The organism is Chryseobacterium sp. RU37D, assembly GCF_900156075.1.
Taxonomy (GTDB): Bacteria; Bacteroidota; Bacteroidia; order Flavobacteriales; family Weeksellaceae; genus Chryseobacterium.
On record NZ_FTMM01000006.1, the window covers coordinates 26,508 to 43,729 of the forward strand.

The following is a 17,222-nucleotide window of genomic DNA, read 5'->3' on the forward strand; positions in this document are numbered from 1 at the left end:
AAGTTTACCATAATTTTAATCAAAACTTATTTTCATTGGAAATCGAAATCTTGACCGGACAATTTGCCCATTATATTTTGCAGGAATCCACTTTTGCTTTATTTTAGAAATGGTTCTTACAATTTCTTTATTGAATGATTCATTATCTCCTGTAGCTTTAATATTGCTTATTGATCCATCTTTTTCTACGACAAATACTGCCTCACAAGATATTGAACGCTTATTAGAAATGATTTTTTTTATCCTGAATTTTTCTAAGAGGATTTTTCTAAAAGTATTAATTCCGCCGGGAAAATCGGTATGTTTTTCAAGGATTACTTGTGCAGAATCTACAATCCCGGTATTTTGAGAAAATGCAAAGAAACCGAAAAATAGAAATAAGCACAAAATGATTTTTTTCATCATTCATATTGTTTTGTGCAAAAATAGCAATTAATATTTTTTCAAAGACAAAGGAAAAGTATAAAGAAAACGAACGGGTTCACCATTAATTAAAGCTGGTTTCCATTTTACAAACAGCCTTCTCACCGCAACTTCCGCGGCTTGGGAGTGTTTTTTATCACTTCCGGTTGCAGTTACAGACCTCACATATCCTGTTTTTTCAACAATGAAATAAACGCGGGTGTCAATCTTATCAGACTTTACATCAATGACATCCATACTTTCTGCGAATTTTCTTTTAAAAACATCCATCCCGCCCGGGAATTCTGCCTGTGTATCGGCTTTGGTTACGACATCATCCAGCTTCATTTTTGTTTTAAGAATGGCATAATCCGGAAGTTCTGTTACGCTATTAAATTCCTGTGCCCATATCAGACTACTGAAAAAAATCCCTAAAAAAATAAATATTCTCTTCATATGATAAAAAATGATTTGTTTTTTTAGAACAGCAAAAAAAATGCCCGAGGGTATATTGATTAAAAAAATAGATATAATAACTGATGCTTTCTTATTTTGCTTTACAATAAATTATTAATTTTGAGTATGAAGAATTTAATGAAAATATTATTTCTGATGTTGTGTTTTACTATTTCCAAAGCACAGCAGACAAAGGTTCCTTCTATGAAATATGAAGAGCTTGAAAAAAGAATCCAGCAGGAGAATGATAAGCTTCTGGTTGTTAATTTTTGGTCAACCACCTGTGCTCCTTGTGTGAAAGAACTTCCGCATTTTATGGAAATCCATAAAAAATATACCGATAATCCAAAATTTAAAATGATACTGGTTTCACTGGACAGATTGGTGGATAAAGAAAGGGTCATTAAATTTATCAAAAATAAAAACCTTACAGCAGAAGTGTTTCTCTTAGACGACATCAAAAGGATGAATACCTGGATCCCGCGCTTTGAAAAAAGCTGGGACGGAAATATTCCGGTGACAATTTTCTATAAAAATGGAGAAAAAGTATATTTCAACGATGGTGAAATGAGTAAGGAAGGTCTTGAAAAAACAATTGTAAAAAATTTACCTTAAACAAATATGCTATGAAAAATTTTAAAATTTTAATGACCGCTTTTATAGTTGGTTTTGGACTATTAGGTTTTACTACAATAAAGCACGATAAAAACAAGCCTCAAAAGGAAAATGCGTTTGCAAAAGGCTACGAAATCGGGGATGAAGCCACCGATTTTAAGCTGAAAAATATTGACGGGAAAATGGTTTCCCTCAGCGATTTTAAGACAGCAAAGGGTTTTATCGTGGTCTTTACCTGCAACCATTGCCCCTACGCCAAAAAATACGAAGACAGAATCATCGATCTCGATAAAAAATACAAATCACAGGGCTACCCCGTAATTGCAATCAATCCTAATGATCCTTTAGTACAGCCTGAAGACAGCTATCAGAAAATGATTGAAAGGGCAAAGCAGAAAGGTTTTAGTTTTCCTTATCTGGTGGATGAGGGACAGAAAATTTTCCCACAATATGGAGCTACCAAAACACCTCATGTATTTCTTCTTCAGAAAGAAGGGGGTAAAAATATAGTAAAATACATCGGCGCTATTGATAACAATTACGAAAATTCTAATGATGTTTCAGAATATTATGTTCAGGATGTGGTAAATGCATTGCTTAAAAATGAGCCGGTGAAAATGACAAAAACAGTAGCGATAGGATGTACTGTGAAGGTCAGGAAATAATGATGAATTTTAGGTTTCGGCGGCCGAAGGCCGCCGAAACCTTTATAAAGGCCTGAGCAATTGTTATGAAATTTAGCTTACAATATTTTTTAATAACCACTTTCCTGTTCTTAATTGAAATTTTAATCGCAACCTGGCTCAAAGACATTTTCTTTGTAAGGGCATATCTGGGAGATGTAATTGTTGTAATACTTATATATACCTTCATTAAGAGTTTTTTTACCGTTAAAAACACCCATAATCTGATCTTCGGAATCCTTGTTTTTTCCTGTCTTGTGGAATTTGCTCAATATTTCAAGATTGCTGACAAAGTGGGTTTCCAACCGGGAAGCCTGATGTATATCGTCGTCGGAAATTCCTTTTCCTGGATTGATATTTTGTGTTACGCGGTGGGATGTTTGCTGCTTTTTCTTCTTATGAAATTGCAAAAAAGGTAATATTGGAGATTAAAGATCCTTCGACAAACTTTGGATGGCACAATCAATTATCTGTTATAACAACAGTTAGTATTAGCGAAATGTCATCCTGAGCTTATTGAAGGATCTCATTAACTAAAAAACTACCTTCCAAAACTGTCATATTTATCCTCTGCATATTTGATAAAGCGGTTTAGCAGTGCCACATTTTCTTTTTCCATTGGCGAAAGATCATTGTCCACGTTATTTGAAACCGGGATATACCAGTCTGTCTGCTCAAAGAACTTTCTGTATGTCGCTTTTTTGAAGGAATAGCCATGCCTCGCAAAAACTGAATTTTTAATAATTTCCATATCCAGTTTTCTCAGATTTTTAAGGTCTTTTTCCGTTAATTTTTGTTTTGAAGCATTTAAACTAAATACTGCATCCGAGGCAATTCTATTTTTAGAAACATTAAATGTTTCGGTCTTTCCAGTTTCTTCATCTGTATATTTTTCAACAAAACTCTTCGGATTCTCCCAGTCAATCAGGTCATTCTCTTTGCTTAACATGAAGTTAGGATTATAAGCAAATTCTTTTTTGATAAGTTTTAAAGTTTTTACGGGAGCTTTCACCGCAGATTTGTTGTAGGCATTCCATTTTCCGGTAAGGCTGTCGTTGTTCAGTTTTACCTCAAATCTTCCGTCAGTTTTATCATCTCCCGACTCATCCAGAATAAAAGACTTTGTACTTTCATTGAAAACTCCACGAAAAGGTCGCTGATTTCCATTGACAATGCTTTGCCCGTAAACGCTGTCTTTCGTAATTCTGTTTATTTTTAAGGAAATTTTTTTGTAGACATCTCCTTCATATTCTTCACCGATTTCAGGGGTGATCATTTCTTTTCCGGCAAAATCACCCATATAAATCCCATAATATTCCTTATACAGCTCAGGAGAATCCAGAGATTCTTTTTTAGAGGTAAGGCTGTCCTTGGAGTTTTTCACTGTTTCTGTGTCTTTTTTACATCCGGTCAAAGAGATTGTAAATAAAGCAATTAAAGTAAATTTTAAAACTTTCATATGTATTTTTTTACAAGTAAATATTCAATCAGTAAAATGTTCGGAACCCAGCTCAGCCATGCAATAATCTGATAAACATCCATAGGATTTGAGTGAAATAAATATACAATAATTACCTTCCACATTCTCAGGGTAATGGCAGAAATTGTAAGTGCAAAACTGCGCCACATCCATTGCTTATGCTCTGCAAATTTTTTTCGCTTTGCGGATTGAAAAGCTTTTAAAGTTGAAACCCACCATAAGCAGCCCAAAATGACAAACGAAATTTTAGAATACACTCCACCGTTCGCAAAAATCCCCATATAAATTCCAGAAGGTGCCGCGAAAAATAAAATCAGAAAAATATAAATCTTTCCTGCATTTTTATGGAAGTTTTTTAATCCGAAATCTTTCTTGATTATAGCCAGGAAACCTGAAAATAAAACAAAAATGCATGCATAAACATGGGTATAGAAAAAGTACAGATATTCCTTTCTTTCAACCACTTCAGTCTGCTTGATCATCAAAAAACTGACATCGGTTCTCAAAGGAACATATTCCAACGTTATGTTCGCCATCAGCCAGAAGAAATACCCAAACCCCATTATTAGAAGGGTTTTTAGGGCATTTGAAATATTTCTTTTGACTGAATACATTTGTGGTCTGTCAATGATAAGTTATGTATTATTTCTTACTCAAAACTCATGGTAATAGGCAATTAAATGTATATTTTACAGGCTGCCTATTAATTTCTGCGGGATTCAAGTTAGATTTTGCTATTGCTTTATTATCCATATGAACAATAAGCATAAGTAATTTTTTCGTTTTATAGTTGATCAAATTATTTACCTTCAAAAAAATCCATAACCAAAGAATTGAATAGTTCGGGTTTTTCCACAACTACAGAATGTGATGAATTCGGAATTATGGCTAACTGCCCTTTCGGAATGAATTCCGCAATTTTCACTGTGTGTTCTGTTTTTATAACATCCTTATCTCCTGCCATTATCAATGATGGACATTGGATTGCTTTCAAATCTTCATATTTTAAATTCGGATATTTTAAGTCTAAATTATAGAGATCGATGTATACGTCATTTTTATGATCCTTATTTTCTTTAATAAGTCGAGCTAGTGTTTCTTTTAAATCTTTCATCTCATCATCTTTCAGGCCTTCTGGAAAAATATTTGCTCCGGAACAAGCAATTTTATCTATCAATTCAGGATATTTTAAAGCCATTAAAATTGCAAGAATTCCGCCATCACTCCAACCAAGAATTTTTACTTTTTTAATGTTTTGCTGGTCTAAAAACTGTTTCAGATCCTCAACCTGAATATCAAAAGTTAGCTCTTTCGTTTTATCATAGGTAGATCTCCCCCTTTCTCTACAATCAACAATAATTACCTTATATTTTTTAGAAAAATCATCTACCTGATTCATGAATGCGCTGATTGACTGTCCGTTTCCATGAAGCATCAAAAGAGGTTCGCCCTCGCCATAAGTTTCATAATACATTTTGATGCCGTTAACATCTGCAAAGTTTCCGTGAGGCATACTTCCGATAATATTCTCTCCTTTTATCAGTAATGATTTTTTTCCGCTGAAGGGTTTATTTTCTGAAGTCATAACCGTGAAATTTTTAACATTTACGATTTTATTTCTTCCAATTCCTTCAGACCAAGTATTGTCAGATGTTATATCCTCTTCAAAACTGTTGTTTTTCAATGGAACTTGGATCCATTTATTTTTTCCGTTGCTTACTTCAAGCTGGAAGTCATCAAAATAAAAATCTCCGTTTCCTTTTGTATAGGCTCCGATATTTAAAGTTTTTGCATTCGAATCAATTGTACCTTCAATGGTGAGTTTTTTCCACTCAGGAGTAACATTTATGTTGGAATAAGCTTGATTTTCAAAGAATCCTACACTATTATCCAGCTTGTCAACTCTTGCCCAAATTGCACATTGAGAATCTCCTTTCGGATCTTTTCGGATTTTTGCAGACGCACGGAATTTCCAGTTTTGTTTAGTCTCCACATTCAAAGATTGTACAAGTGAAGTCCAATCCGACACCTTTTTTTGTTTTGAGCGAAAACAAAAAATGACAATATTAGTGAAGAAAATAAAAAAATCTTTTTCATATTTGTTTAATTATAAATTGTTTAAGTCCTGCGCAATCAGCCACGCTTCACTCCAGCACGCCTGAAAATTAAAACCACCCGTCACGGCATCAATATTCAAAACTTCTCCTGCGATGTAAAAGTTAGGCAAAATTTTCGAAGACATATTTTTAAAGTTAATTTCTTTTAAATCAACGCCTCCGGCAGTTACAAATTCGTCCTTAAAAGTAGATTTACCAGTAACCTGAAATTTCTTTTTGCATAAATTCTCTATAATTTTCTGCATTTCCTTTCCGGAAATATTGGCAACCTGCTTGTTCAAATCAACTTTTGAAACATCTAAAACTCTTTGCCAGAAACGATTTGTTATTTCAAATATTTTTGATTGCCCGATTGTTTTTTTCGGATTAGACTGCTTGAAATTTTGAAATATTTCTTCTGCCTCATCCATTGATTTTGAAACGAAATTCACTTCAATTTCAAAATGATATTTCATTTTAGCTAAGTTAATGGCTTCCCATGCAGAAATCTTCAAAATTGCCGGTCCGGAAAGCCCCCAGTGTGTAATCAGCAATGGCCCGCTTTCTTCTGTTTTTAGTTTTGGAATAGATGTTTCTGCCATTTCAAAGCTTGTTCCGGCAAGATCCTTTAGTAAATCATCTTTAATATTGAAAGTAAAAAGTGACGGAACCAGATCAATGATTTTATGTCCCAGATTTTCAATGATTTTTAGTGATTTTGGAGAGCTTCCGGTGGTGTAAATCACAAAGTCGGCCTCAAAGTCGCCCAAACTTGTCTTCACGGAATATTTTTCACTTTTTTTTTCAATTTCCTTTACAGAACATTTTGTTTTTACATCTACCTTTTTCTGTTGGATTTCCTGTAAAAAAGTATTGATAATGATCTGTGAAGAATTGCTTTCCGGAAAAACCCTGCTATCATTTTCTATCTTCAACGAAACTTTTCGTTGATCAAACCAATCCATCGTATCTCCCGGTTGGAATTTAGTAAAAACACTTAATAGTTCCTTATTTCCACGAGGATAAAACTGTACTAGCTCTTTAGGGTCAAAGCATGCGTGAGTAAGATTGCAGCGGCCGCCTCCGGAAATTTTCACCTTCTGAAGGACATCTGAGTTTTGCTCTAGAATAGTAATTTTATATTGGGTATCATCAAGGTTGGCTGCACAGAAAAATCCGGCCGCACCTCCTCCGATTATGATAATTTGTTTCATAGTCTTATTAATCTTATGCTCAAGATTATTTTTACAAAACTACAATTTTTATAAACCATCTTATTTGAGTATTTTTGAAGAATGTAATTTTTTTAAACTTTAAAGTCGAAACTATTAATTTAAATCGTTTTAATTTCCGATTTATTATTCATTCAGTTTGTCATTCCATAAGAATCCCGACTGAGTTTTAATAATATTGCTCAGATTCCTACGGAAAACACAAAGAGGTTAAAGTATTGATGATCAAAATAAAAAGACATATTTAAACAAAATTTAAATGATATTCTACCATAAATTCGAAGTACGCTGGAGTGATCTTGATGCCAATAAACACTTGGCAAATTCATCATATGTCCAATATTGCGCTCAGGCAAGGATGGCCTTCATGACAAAAGAAAAAATGGGCGTTACACAGCTCAGCAGATGGGGAATCGGACCCGTAATTCTTCATGAGAAATATTCTTTTTTCAAAGAAATCTACGCTGATCAAACGGTGATAGTAAGTGTGGAAATCGATGGCTGTTCAGAAGATTCATCAATTTATAGATTTTTGCATAAGTTTTACACACCAGACGGTCAACATTGCGCAACAGCCGAAGCTACAGGAGTCTGGATCGACATGATGCTAAGAAAAATGACAACACCTCCGGATGACGTAGTGGAAGCAATGAACAAATATAAAGCTCCTCAAACAGAGGTTTTAACAAAAGAAGATTTCAAAAAGCTTCCTTTTCATCCACAGAATATTGATCCGTTGGCATTCGCATAATGGTTAAAAGACTAAGGTTGAGTTTAAAATCATTAATTACTCATTACTTATAATTAAAAAGATATGTTTGAAGATAAATCACAAGAACTGACCCCCATTTCCAAACTGGGAGAATTTGGATTAATAAAACACCTGACCGAGCATTTTCCTTTATCCAACCCATCTTCGGAGCTTGGTATAGGAGATGATGCTGCAGTAGTCAACCCTGAAAATAAAAAAATTGTTCTTACAACAGATATTTTAGCGGAAGGCGTTCATTTTAATTTAGGATATGTTCCGTTGAAACATTTAGGATACAAAGCTGTTGTTGTAAATCTCAGCGATATTGCGGCGATGAATGCGACTCCGACACAGATCCTGGTTTCTTTAGCGGTTTCCAATCGTTTCCCAGTGGAGGCGTTAGAGGAGATTTATTCTGGAATCCAGGCGGCTTGTACGAGATATAAAGTTGATTTGATCGGTGGAGATACGACCAGTTCGAATTCCGGCCTGGTGATGAGCATTACAGCAGTCGGGATCGAAAATGAAGAAAATATTGTAAAAAGAAGTGGAGCATATCCCAATGACCTTCTTGTAGTATCAGGGGATCTGGGTGGGGCTTATATGGGATTGCAGATCTTGGAAAGAGAGCATGCGGTTTTCCTGGCAGATCCGAATATGCAGCCTGAAATGGAAGGTTATGACTATATCCTGGAAAGACAGCTGAAACCGGAAGCAAGAACTGATGTGAAAGGGATTCTGGAAGAACTGGGCATCAAACCAACATCTATGATTGATGTTTCTGACGGTCTGGCTTCTGAAATCCTTCATCTTTCTGATCATTCGAAAGTAGGATTCAGATTATATGAAGAAAAAATTCCAATGGATAGCCTTACGATTTCTATGGCGGATGAGTTTAATCTTAACCCCGTGGTAACGGCTTTGAGCGGAGGTGAAGATTATGAGCTACTATTCACTATTTCCCCGAATGATTTTGATAAGATCAAAAATCACCCTGATTTCACTATTATCGGGCATGCGGTTGAAAAAGAGGAAGGAAATTTCATGGTAGCGAGAGGATCCAACCAGCTGATTGCTTTGACGGCACAGGGCTGGGATGCTTTTTTGGGTAATCAGCAAGGATAGATTATTCTTTAAATATTAAAAAAACCACCGGCATTGCAGTGGTTTTTTTAATATCTCATTTTTACTGTGATTAATCTTTTTTAATATCTGCTTTTACATCCTGGTAAGTTTTATCTACTGCATTTGCTCCTTTTTTGGCTGTTTTCTTAGTCCACTTTACTGCATCTTTTACACCTTTTTTTGTGGCATCATATCCTTTTTCAGCAGTTTTGCCGGTCCACTCTGCACCATCCTTAACAGTTGTTCCTACTTTTTTAGCATCTTTTTTTATCTCTTGCTTTACAGAATCTGTTTTTTGTGCAGATATACCAATCCCAAATAAAAGAATCACTATTGCTGAATATAATCTCTTTTTCATTTTTAAAATTTTTTGTTATTAAGAGTTTTTCAAAAATCAGGCCATTCAAAAATATAGTAAAAAAAAGACTGCCTCAAAGACAGTCTTTTAGCTTATATAAAAGTAACTTTAAGCTTTCACAATATTAATAATCACTTCCATCGCTTTCGCCATGCTCTCCAATGCTACATACTCATAAGGCCCATGGAAATTGATTCCTCCTGCGAAAATGTTCGGACAAGGTAGTCCCATATAAGATAATTGTGCACCGTCTGTTCCTCCTCTAATTGCCTTGATTTTTGGCTCAATTCCAGCTTCTTTCATTGCAGCTGCGGCAAGATCTATGATGTGCATTTTTCCTTCAAATTGCTGTTTCATGTTTCTGTATTGCTCTTTAATCTCGATTTCAGCAGTGCCTTCGCCGTGCTTCTTGTTAAATTCTGCTACCTTTTCTTTCATGAATTTCTTTCTTGCCTCAAATTTATCAGCATCATGATCACGGATAATGTATTGCAATTTTGCTTCAGAAATATCAGCATTAAGATCCATTAAATGATAAAAGCCGTCAAAACCTTTTGTGGTAGCCGGCGTTTCATTCGCAGGAAGCATTTGGGCAAATTCAGATGCCAATAAAGCGGCATTGACCATTTTTCCATACGCATATCCCGGATGAACGCTCAAACCATGGATTTTTACTACAGCTCCGGCCGCATTGAAATTTTCGTATTCCAATTCTCCAACTTCACCTCCATCCATTGTATAAGCAAATTCTGCCCCGAATTTAGTAACGTCAAATTTATGTGCCCCTCTTCCGATTTCCTCATCGGGTGTAAATCCTACTGCAATTCTTCCGTGTTTGATTTCCGGATGAGCAATTAAAAACTCTGCTGCTGTCACGATTTCCGCACAGCCTGCTTTGTCGTCGGCTCCAAGAAGTGTATTTCCGTCAGTTGTGATTAGAGTCTGACCGATATATTTGTTTAAGCTTTCAAATTTTGATGGCGATAAAGTGAATCCTGTAGCTTGATTTAAAACTAAATCATTTCCATCATAATCTTTCCATACCTGAGGGTTTACATTTTCTCCACTAAAATCGGGTGAAGTATCATAATGTGAAATAAATCCAATCGTAGGCTTGTTATTATTTTCAAGATTTGAAGGTACATAGCCCATAATATAGCCGTTGTCATCCATCGATACATCTTCAAGACCAATCATTTTCAGTTCTTCGGTGATATATTTTGCAATATTCCACTGTCTTTCTGTAGAAGGTGTGGTTTCACTTTCTGCATCGCTAGTTGAATATATTTTTACATAGCTAAGAAAACGGGTCAGTAATTTTTCTTTCCACAATGGGTTGAATTCTATTGTACTCATCAGATATCATAAATTTTAACAAAGTTAGCAAATTTGATGCTGAGAATACGTTATTTGCGATTTAATATAAGTTATTAAAATTATAAATCAGATATAAATCTTTGAAAATCAAAATGATGTTAGCTTTGTATATTTCGTCTGCGAAATTATTTAGTTTTATTATATTTGAGAAAATCTAAAAGTAAAATGTTTCTTACCGAATGTCCAAGAGATGCAATGCAGGGTTGGGGAGAATTTATCCCGACGGATAAAAAAATAGATTACATCAACTCTCTTATGGATGTTGGTTTTGATGTATTAGATAGCCTCAGCTTTGTATCTCCAAAGGCGATTCCTCAGATGGCAGATTCTGATGTAGTTGCTGAAAATATAGATAAATCCCGTTCCAAAACGAAAGTTTCTGCCATTATAGCCAATTTCAAGGGGGCTGAAAAGGCATTAAAACATCAGTCAGTAGATATTATAGGTTTTCCATTTTCTATTTCCGAAACTTTTCAGCATAGAAATACTAACAAGAGCCAGGAGGAAGCGTTTAATGAAATCATTAAAATGTTGGAGCTGGTAAAAAGTGAAAACAGACAGCTCAATATTTATTTTTCAATGGCTTTCGGGAACCCTTACGGGGAAATGTGGAAATGGGAAGATGTAGATTTTTGGGCAAAACGATTTTCTGAAATTGGAGTTAAAGATATTTTACTTTCTGATACGACGGGAGTTGCAACGCCCGAAACGATTTCGCTTTTATTCGAAAAAATACCTTCAAAATATCCTGATATTAATTTCGGAGGACATTTCCACAACCGTTATGAAGATTCTTATTCAAAGCTAAAAGCGGCCTATGATAAAGGATGTACCAGATTCGACAGCGCAATCAAAGGTATCGGAGGCTGCCCGATGGCTAAAGATGACCTGGTAGGAAATATGCCGACAGAGCAGGTTATCAACTTTATGAGTGTAGAGAAAATTGATCATAAATTAAATTTATTGAACTTCGAAAGTTCTTACAATAAAGCGAAAGATATTTTTCACTTTTGAATTAGTAAATAAAAGGTTTGCAAATAAAGCAGATCCAAAATGTAATGTTTAAAATCTACGTTATCTGCAAAATTTGAGAGAGAAAACAGCAATAGCTCAAATTTACATTTAAATCCAAACCAAAAATCAACAAAATGTCACCAGTAATTTCACCTTCCGAATTAAAAAATATTTCCGCAGAAAAACTGATCATTCTGGATGCAAGAGTCGGGAAAGATGTTTATCAAAATTATTTAAACAAGCACATCAAAGGAGCTAGATTTATTGATTTGGATAAAGATTTGGCCGATATTGGAGAAAATGCTGCTTTTGGCGGAAGGCATCCACTTCCAAGTGTTGAAAAATTTGGTGAAATACTTTCTGATCTTGGAATTTCAGAAGACTCACATATTGTAGTTTATGACGATAAAAACGGAGCCAATGCTGCCGCAAGAGCCTGGTGGATGCTGAAATCTTTTGGATTAAAAAATGTTCAGGTTCTAGATGGAGGTTTTCAGAATGCTGAAAAAGAAAGCTTGGAGTTTTCATCAGGAGCTGAAACCTTCAGAAAGACACAACTCGTTAAAAAAAAAGGTTGGTTTCTTCCTGTGTCGACCTTGGAAGATGTTGAAAATGAATTAACAAACGATTCATCAACGGTGATTGATGTAAGAGATGCTTATCGTTACAATGGAGAATCTGAGCCGATCGATTTGGTAGCAGGGCACATTCCCGGAGCGATCAATATTCCTTTTTCTGAAAACCTTGATGAAAACGGAAATTTCCTTCAACCTGAAGTTTTAAAAGAAAAATATTTAAAATTATTAGCAGATAAACCTAAAAATTTGATCATTCACTGCGGATCTGGAGTTACAGCCTGTCACACCATTTTAGCATTGAATTATGCAGGATTTGATATGCCAAATTTATACGTAGGCTCCTGGAGCGAATGGAGCAGACGGGAAGGAAAAGAAATTGCAAAAGAAGTTTAAAATGGCATAAAAGGTTGCCAAAAGACAACCTGATATATTTTAGTTCCGAATTTTAAAGCATTCCCAGTTCAAACTTCGCTTCCTCACTCATCATATCCTTGTTCCAGCTAGGTTCAAACGTGAGCTCTAAATCAACACTTTTTACGTTTTCCACTTCTCCTACTTTTTCTTTTACTTCTTGAGGAAGGGTTTCTGCAACGGGACAGTTTGGTGTAGTAAGCGTCATAACGATTTTAACATCCGCGTTATCGGAAATCTGAACATCGTAAATTAACCCCAGCTCGTATATATCTACCGGAATTTCAGGGTCATACACAGTTTTTAAGACTTTGATGATCTCTTCACCAATGTCAGCAATCTGATCGTCTGTAAATTTCATTTTCTAATCTAAATTGATGTACCTTTTCAACAAATCTTCCTGACGCATACGTCGGAAAATATTTGCCAAAGTTAAGACATCTTTTTCACAATAGTCAACTATTCTTTGCAAGTCTTTCTCTATGTAGTAGATTGATGAAACCATTGATCCGTCTATATCGTCTTTAGGAGTAGGAATTCCAAAAAGATGTGCTAATAATTCCAGTGAAATGAAACTTTTATAATCTCCGAATTTCCAAAGCTCCATCGTATCAATATGTGGTATTTCCCAAGGTTTTTTTCCGAACATCTGGAAGGGAGTGGGCGGCATCATGCCATTGATCAGAAATCTTCTGGCGATCCATGGGAAGTCGAATTCTTTTCCATTGTGTGCACAAAGAATCACATCGCGAAGTCTAGGACTATTAAAAATTTCACCAAATTCAATCAGCATTTTTTTCTCATCATCATTCGCAAAACTCTTGATTTTCAGTGTATCATTTTTCTCCAGCATTCCGATGGTGATGCAGACTATTTTTCCAAATTCAGCCATGATGCCGGCCCTTTCCGGATAAAATTCTTCTGCAGAAATTTCATCTTTTCTCTGGAATTTCGTTTTTTTGTCCCAAAGCATTTGTTCGGCTTCAGATAAGTCATCCCACGACCCGAAGCCTGGAACTGTTTCAATATCAAGGAATAAGATTCTTTCTAAAGGAATGTTTTGTATCATTTGTATTTACTGTATTTTATCCTACTTGCATCCCGTTTTCCGTTGGCAATGAAGGTGTTAATAAGGTCACATCTTTTTTATTTTCACCATAAACTCCCAAAACAAGGCATTCGCTAAAAAAATTAGCGATCTGTTTTTTAGGAAAATTAACCACAGCCATAATCTGTTTGCCGATTAATTCTTCTTTTTCGTATAATGAAGTAATCTGCGCGGAAGATTTTTTAATGCCAAGGTCTCCGAAATCTATTTCCAGTTGATAAGAAGGATTTCTGGCTTTTTCAAAATCGTTTACAGAGATGATAGTTCCGCTTCTGATATCTATTTTTTCAAAATCTGTCCAGGAAATTTCTGGTTTTATTGTCATGATAATGTGTTGATTAACTGTTCTATTTCTACTTTTTGCTCCCTATATTTTTGTTGAAGCTCAGAACCTTCGCCCATTCGTTTGTAATATTCCAGGGCTTTATTCCCAAAGGCTTTTTTATGGAAATCCGAAACTTCCGGAATTTGTGGAAAAACCTTATGAAAAAGCATTTCATAATACGCCTGAAACTCTCTTTCATTCTTATCTTCCACTACCTGTCCCGGAGCTTTCTGCCGTACGTGCAACATTTCGTGAGCTACCATATTCAGAACCAAATTCAGGTCAAAATCAAATAAATTTTTTGGGATCATTACTTTTTGAGGGCCTCCCAATTTTCCTTCGGTTGTTAGAAGTATTGAATTCGATGAGAGTTCAGGTCTGAAACTAAATCCTGCGAAATTTTCATGCTCAAGTTTAAAGGAACGAATTAAATATTCTGCAGCATCAAGGATCTGATCATGCTCTTTATAGGCACTAAGGTGTAAATTGATCTGTTCGAGATTCATTTTTTCAAGTATGTTTAAACAAATGTATTAAAATAATAAAACTTTAAATGTTTTTAAAATATAAAAATTTTACTATTAAAAATCAATTAATTATGAATTTTTTAAAACAATTTTGTTAACTCTCATGCAAAGTTTTCAAAACCAGGATTTATATAAGTAAGTACTCAAAGGAATAATGTCTGAAACAAAAATAAAATGTGAAGAAATTTAAAAGTACTTAAATCCTTAATGATGGGCATTATAGACGTTGCTGGATTTTTACTAATATCCTGTAATGAAGAAAGATATGAGCCAATTCCCGTATAGCTTGATGATGTGATCGGAAATTATAAAGCCAGATTAGTAACATCACAGGAGGCAACAAATACAATGAAAAAACCAATGCTTTTAAAGCAAAGGATTCAATAATCACCTTTAATGATTTTCCGGCAAGGGAAATTGTGAAAATATTCCTATACATCCTGTAAAAGCAGATACAGTACTTGCCCATTAAAAATAAATATAGGTCAGAATGTAGTAAAACTGATGTTTGAACCAAAAACATTAGTACTTCAAATCCCTGTAGAGATCAATTTATGATCAGGCGTAACTACGCAAAGACTTTTGAAGTATTCAAAACCAGGTTATTAGCTAAAATTACTGCTAATTTATCAACAAACTATATTTCAAGCGAAATATCAATAATCTAAAAGTTAGCATTATTTAAAATGCACAACAGGTTTATTTATATAAGAAAAGAATCGGATAAAAATATACTGAAATTTCCATCATCGATATGTCCGGAAAGTTGATGCGGCAGAAAAAAGATAAAAAATATTCTGAAGCAATTGATGTAAGCGCTCTGGTTCCGGGGACATATATGGTCGTTTCTAAAAGTGCAGACGGAAAAATCTATAAAAATAAATTCATTAAGAAATAATACAGATAAAAATGGGTGTAGGATTTTAGTTTCTTCAATAATTCTCTTTCGGCGCAAGGTTTACTTTGCTTCTTTTTTTATTCAAATAGTTAAATTCAAACATTTAAAATAATGATTCAAAGTATATTATGAACAAAATTCATTAAAATATAAAGTAAAATATTATTTATTTTTACTGTCAAAACACAACAAATGTTGATTAAAATTTTTGGAAGCGCGATTCATGGAGTTTCAGCACAGACAATTACTATAGAAGTTAATGTAGACACAGGAGGGGTGGGGTATCACCTTGTAGGTCTTCCTGACAATGCGATTAAAGAAAGCAGCTACAGAATTTCCGCCGCCCTGAAAAATGTGGGCTATAAAATTCCCGGAAAGAAAATTACCATTAATATGGCCCCTGCAGACCTCAGAAAGGAAGGGGCGGCTTACGATTTGAGCATTGCCATAGGAATTCTGGCAGCATCAGATCAGATTCTGGCAGAAAATATCCATGATTATATAATTATGGGAGAGCTTTCCCTTGATGGAACTTTGCAGCCTATACGCGGAGTTTTACCGATTGCTATTCAGGCCCGTGAGGAAGGCTTTAAAGGAATCATTCTACCAAAACAAAATACGCGGGAGGCCGCCATAGTCAATAATCTCGATGTTTATGGTATTGAAAATATTAAGGAGGTAATCGACTTTTTTAACGAAGGAAAACCTCTTCAAAAGGTCGAAATTGATACCCGGAAAGAATTTCAGGAAAAGATCAATGATTTTCCATTTGATTTTTCGGAGGTTAAAGGTCAGGAAACCGCTAAAAGAGCAATGGAAGTGGCAGCAGCGGGCGGTCATAATATTATTTTGATAGGTCCTCCCGGCAGTGGAAAAACGATGCTTGCCAAGAGAGTCCCGAGTATTTTGCCGCCTTTAAGCTTAAAAGAAGCTTTGGAAACTACCAAGATTCATTCTGTCGCGGGTAAAATGGGTACGGAAACTTCACTCATGACGGTCCGCCCCTTCAGGGCTCCCCACCACACCATTTCGGATGTAGCTCTTGTCGGCGGGGGAAGCTATCCACAACCCGGAGAAATTTCTCTGGCTCATAACGGGGTTTTGTTTCTGGATGAAATGCCAGAATTTAAAAGAACGGTTTTGGAAGTAATGCGGCAGCCACTGGAAGACCGGGAGGTGACGATTTCAAGAGCGCGGTTTACTGTGAATTATCCCGCCAGCTTTATGCTGGTTGCTTCTATGAATCCCAGTCCGAGTGGTTTTTTCCCAGATGATCCGAATAATACTTCATCCACTTACGAAATGCAGCGGTATATGAATAAACTTTCAGGGCCGCTACTGGACCGGATTGATATTCATATTGAAGTTCAGAAAGTTGAATTCGAACAATTGGCAGAAAGAAGAAAAGGTGAAAAAAGTGAAGACATCAGGAAACGCGTTCTGATTGCCCGCGAGATTCAGAGAGAACGATATAAGGATCTAAAAATCAGTTATAACGCTCAAATCGGACCTAAGGAAATTGAAAAGTTTTGCGAGCTTGATCAAACTTCTTTCAACCTCATCAAAATGGCGATGGAAAAGCTTAATCTTTCCGCAAGAGCCTATGACCGGATTTTAAAAGTGGCCAGAACCATTGCAGATCTTGAAGAGTCTGAAAATATTTTGTCGCATCATATTTCAGAAGCGATACAATATAGAAGTCTGGACAGAGAGTTTTGGAATGTTTAAGGATAATAATTCGTTTGTTTTAAGAGTTTCGGGCGGCAACTTCGTTGCCGCCCGAAAC

21 protein-coding genes and 1 pseudogene are annotated in these 17,222 nt (G+C 35.4%); 10 read left to right on the forward strand and 12 right to left on the reverse strand.

The features are described 5' to 3' along the window. Positions 1-15: 15 nt before the first annotated feature. Together BW926_RS04275 and BW926_RS04280 are read right to left on the reverse strand one after the other, a co-directional pair. Entirely contained in the window at positions 16-405 is a 390-nt protein-coding gene (locus BW926_RS04275) for an energy transducer TonB (RefSeq protein WP_143756498.1), read from the reverse strand. 27 nt (positions 406-432) lie between these two features. Next, a complete protein-coding gene (locus BW926_RS04280) occupies positions 433-858 on the reverse strand; it encodes an energy transducer TonB (protein ID WP_076444514.1) in 426 nt (141 codons plus the stop codon). 138 nt (positions 859-996) lie between these two features. Here BW926_RS04280 and BW926_RS04285 point away from each other — a divergent pair, with 138 nt between their 5' ends. The 3 genes from BW926_RS04285 (at position 997) to BW926_RS04295 (ending at position 2,575) form a co-directional block, all read left to right on the forward strand. Continuing rightward, a complete protein-coding gene (locus BW926_RS04285; RefSeq protein ID WP_228403392.1) occupies positions 997-1,473 on the forward strand; it encodes a TlpA family protein disulfide reductase in 477 nt (158 codons plus the stop codon). Between the two features lie 11 nt (positions 1,474-1,484). Continuing rightward, a complete protein-coding gene (locus tag BW926_RS04290) occupies positions 1,485-2,138 on the forward strand; it encodes a thioredoxin family protein (protein WP_076444518.1) in 654 nt (217 codons plus the stop codon). Between the two features lie 65 nt (positions 2,139-2,203). Next, positions 2,204-2,575 (forward strand): ribosomal maturation YjgA family protein, encoded by a 372-nt coding sequence (locus tag BW926_RS04295; protein ID WP_076444520.1) that lies wholly within the window; start codon positions 2,204-2,206, stop codon positions 2,573-2,575. A 122-nt stretch (positions 2,576-2,697) separates the two neighbouring features. Here BW926_RS04295 and BW926_RS04300 read toward each other — a convergent pair whose 3' ends face one another. The 4 genes from BW926_RS04300 to BW926_RS04315 all read right to left on the reverse strand — a co-directional run bounded on the left by BW926_RS04300 (position 2,698) and on the right by BW926_RS04315 (position 6,946). Further along, positions 2,698-3,615 (reverse strand): YARHG domain-containing protein, encoded by a 918-nt coding sequence (locus BW926_RS04300; RefSeq protein WP_076444522.1) that lies wholly within the window; start codon positions 3,613-3,615, stop codon positions 2,698-2,700. Beyond that, entirely contained in the window at positions 3,612-4,250 is a 639-nt protein-coding gene (locus BW926_RS04305) for a DUF2306 domain-containing protein (RefSeq protein ID WP_076444524.1), read from the reverse strand. Before BW926_RS04305 ends, BW926_RS04300 begins: the two co-directional genes overlap by 4 nt. Positions 4,251-4,435: 185 nt before the next feature. Continuing rightward, positions 4,436-5,665 carry an alpha/beta fold hydrolase gene (locus BW926_RS04310; protein ID WP_228403393.1) on the reverse strand — a complete coding sequence of 410 codons (1,230 nt, stop codon included), beginning with the start codon at positions 5,663-5,665 and terminating at the stop codon, positions 4,436-4,438. Positions 5,666-5,743: 78 nt separating this feature from the next. Further along, on the reverse strand, positions 5,744-6,946 hold the full coding sequence (locus BW926_RS04315; RefSeq protein WP_179077978.1) for a BaiN/RdsA family NAD(P)/FAD-dependent oxidoreductase: 1,203 nt from the start codon (positions 6,944-6,946) through the stop codon (positions 5,744-5,746). Positions 6,947-7,223: 277 nt separating this feature from the next. On the opposite strand from BW926_RS04315, the gene BW926_RS04320 reads away from it, so the two are divergent. Both BW926_RS04320 and thiL read left to right on the forward strand, forming a co-directional pair. Continuing rightward, complete coding sequence (locus BW926_RS04320; protein ID WP_076444530.1) at positions 7,224-7,715, forward strand: acyl-CoA thioesterase; 492 nt, start codon at positions 7,224-7,226, stop codon at positions 7,713-7,715. 63 nt (positions 7,716-7,778) lie between these two features. After that, positions 7,779-8,840 carry a thiamine-phosphate kinase gene (gene thiL / locus BW926_RS04325; RefSeq protein ID WP_076444532.1) on the forward strand — a complete coding sequence of 354 codons (1,062 nt, stop codon included), beginning with the start codon at positions 7,779-7,781 and terminating at the stop codon, positions 8,838-8,840. Positions 8,841-8,910: 70 nt separating this feature from the next. Here the strand turns inward: thiL and BW926_RS04330 are convergent, their stop codons facing one another. Both BW926_RS04330 and pepT read right to left on the reverse strand, forming a co-directional pair. Continuing rightward, positions 8,911-9,198, reverse strand: coding sequence for a hypothetical protein (locus BW926_RS04330; RefSeq protein WP_076444534.1), 288 nt, complete (start codon positions 9,196-9,198; stop codon positions 8,911-8,913). Between the two features lie 108 nt (positions 9,199-9,306). Further along, positions 9,307-10,554, reverse strand: a complete 1,248-nt coding sequence (gene pepT / locus BW926_RS04335) for a peptidase T (protein WP_076444536.1) — start codon at positions 10,552-10,554, stop codon at positions 9,307-9,309. A 186-nt stretch (positions 10,555-10,740) separates the two neighbouring features. On the opposite strand from pepT, the gene BW926_RS04340 reads away from it, so the two are divergent. Together BW926_RS04340 and BW926_RS04345 are read left to right on the forward strand one after the other, a co-directional pair. Continuing rightward, positions 10,741-11,589 carry a hydroxymethylglutaryl-CoA lyase gene (locus BW926_RS04340; protein ID WP_076444538.1) on the forward strand — a complete coding sequence of 283 codons (849 nt, stop codon included), beginning with the start codon at positions 10,741-10,743 and terminating at the stop codon, positions 11,587-11,589. A 134-nt stretch (positions 11,590-11,723) separates the two neighbouring features. Next, complete coding sequence (locus BW926_RS04345) at positions 11,724-12,560, forward strand: sulfurtransferase (RefSeq protein WP_076444540.1); 837 nt, start codon at positions 11,724-11,726, stop codon at positions 12,558-12,560. 52 nt (positions 12,561-12,612) lie between these two features. Here the strand turns inward: BW926_RS04345 and BW926_RS04350 are convergent, their stop codons facing one another. From BW926_RS04350 to BW926_RS04365, 4 genes are read right to left on the reverse strand one after another with little or no spacing between them, the layout of a single operon-like run. Continuing rightward, positions 12,613-12,939, reverse strand: a complete 327-nt coding sequence (locus tag BW926_RS04350) for an SUF system Fe-S cluster assembly protein (protein ID WP_076444542.1) — start codon at positions 12,937-12,939, stop codon at positions 12,613-12,615. A 3-nt stretch (positions 12,940-12,942) separates the two neighbouring features. After that, positions 12,943-13,647, reverse strand: a complete 705-nt coding sequence (locus BW926_RS04355) for a 3'-5' exonuclease (protein ID WP_076444544.1) — start codon at positions 13,645-13,647, stop codon at positions 12,943-12,945. A gap of 16 nt (positions 13,648-13,663) precedes the next feature. Beyond that, on the reverse strand, positions 13,664-14,011 hold the full coding sequence (locus tag BW926_RS04360; RefSeq protein WP_076444546.1) for a tRNA-binding protein: 348 nt from the start codon (positions 14,009-14,011) through the stop codon (positions 13,664-13,666). After that, on the reverse strand, positions 14,008-14,517 hold the full coding sequence (locus BW926_RS04365; RefSeq protein ID WP_076444548.1) for a hypothetical protein: 510 nt from the start codon (positions 14,515-14,517) through the stop codon (positions 14,008-14,010). Before BW926_RS04365 ends, BW926_RS04360 begins: the two co-directional genes overlap by 4 nt. Positions 14,518-15,083: 566 nt before the next feature. Between BW926_RS04365 and BW926_RS14510 the strand changes: the two are divergent. The 3 genes and pseudogenes from BW926_RS14510 to BW926_RS04375 all read left to right on the forward strand — a co-directional run. Continuing rightward, positions 15,084-15,223, forward strand: a pseudogene (locus tag BW926_RS14510) (IS982 family transposase); the annotation flags it as partial. A gap of 69 nt (positions 15,224-15,292) precedes the next feature. Further along, positions 15,293-15,436: a T9SS type A sorting domain-containing protein gene (locus BW926_RS04370; protein WP_083672257.1), complete on the forward strand. Its 144-nt coding sequence runs from the start codon at positions 15,293-15,295 to the stop codon at positions 15,434-15,436. A gap of 192 nt (positions 15,437-15,628) precedes the next feature. Beyond that, positions 15,629-17,164, forward strand: coding sequence for a YifB family Mg chelatase-like AAA ATPase (locus BW926_RS04375; RefSeq protein ID WP_076444550.1), 1,536 nt, complete (start codon positions 15,629-15,631; stop codon positions 17,162-17,164). Positions 17,165-17,222 lie beyond the last annotated feature (58 nt).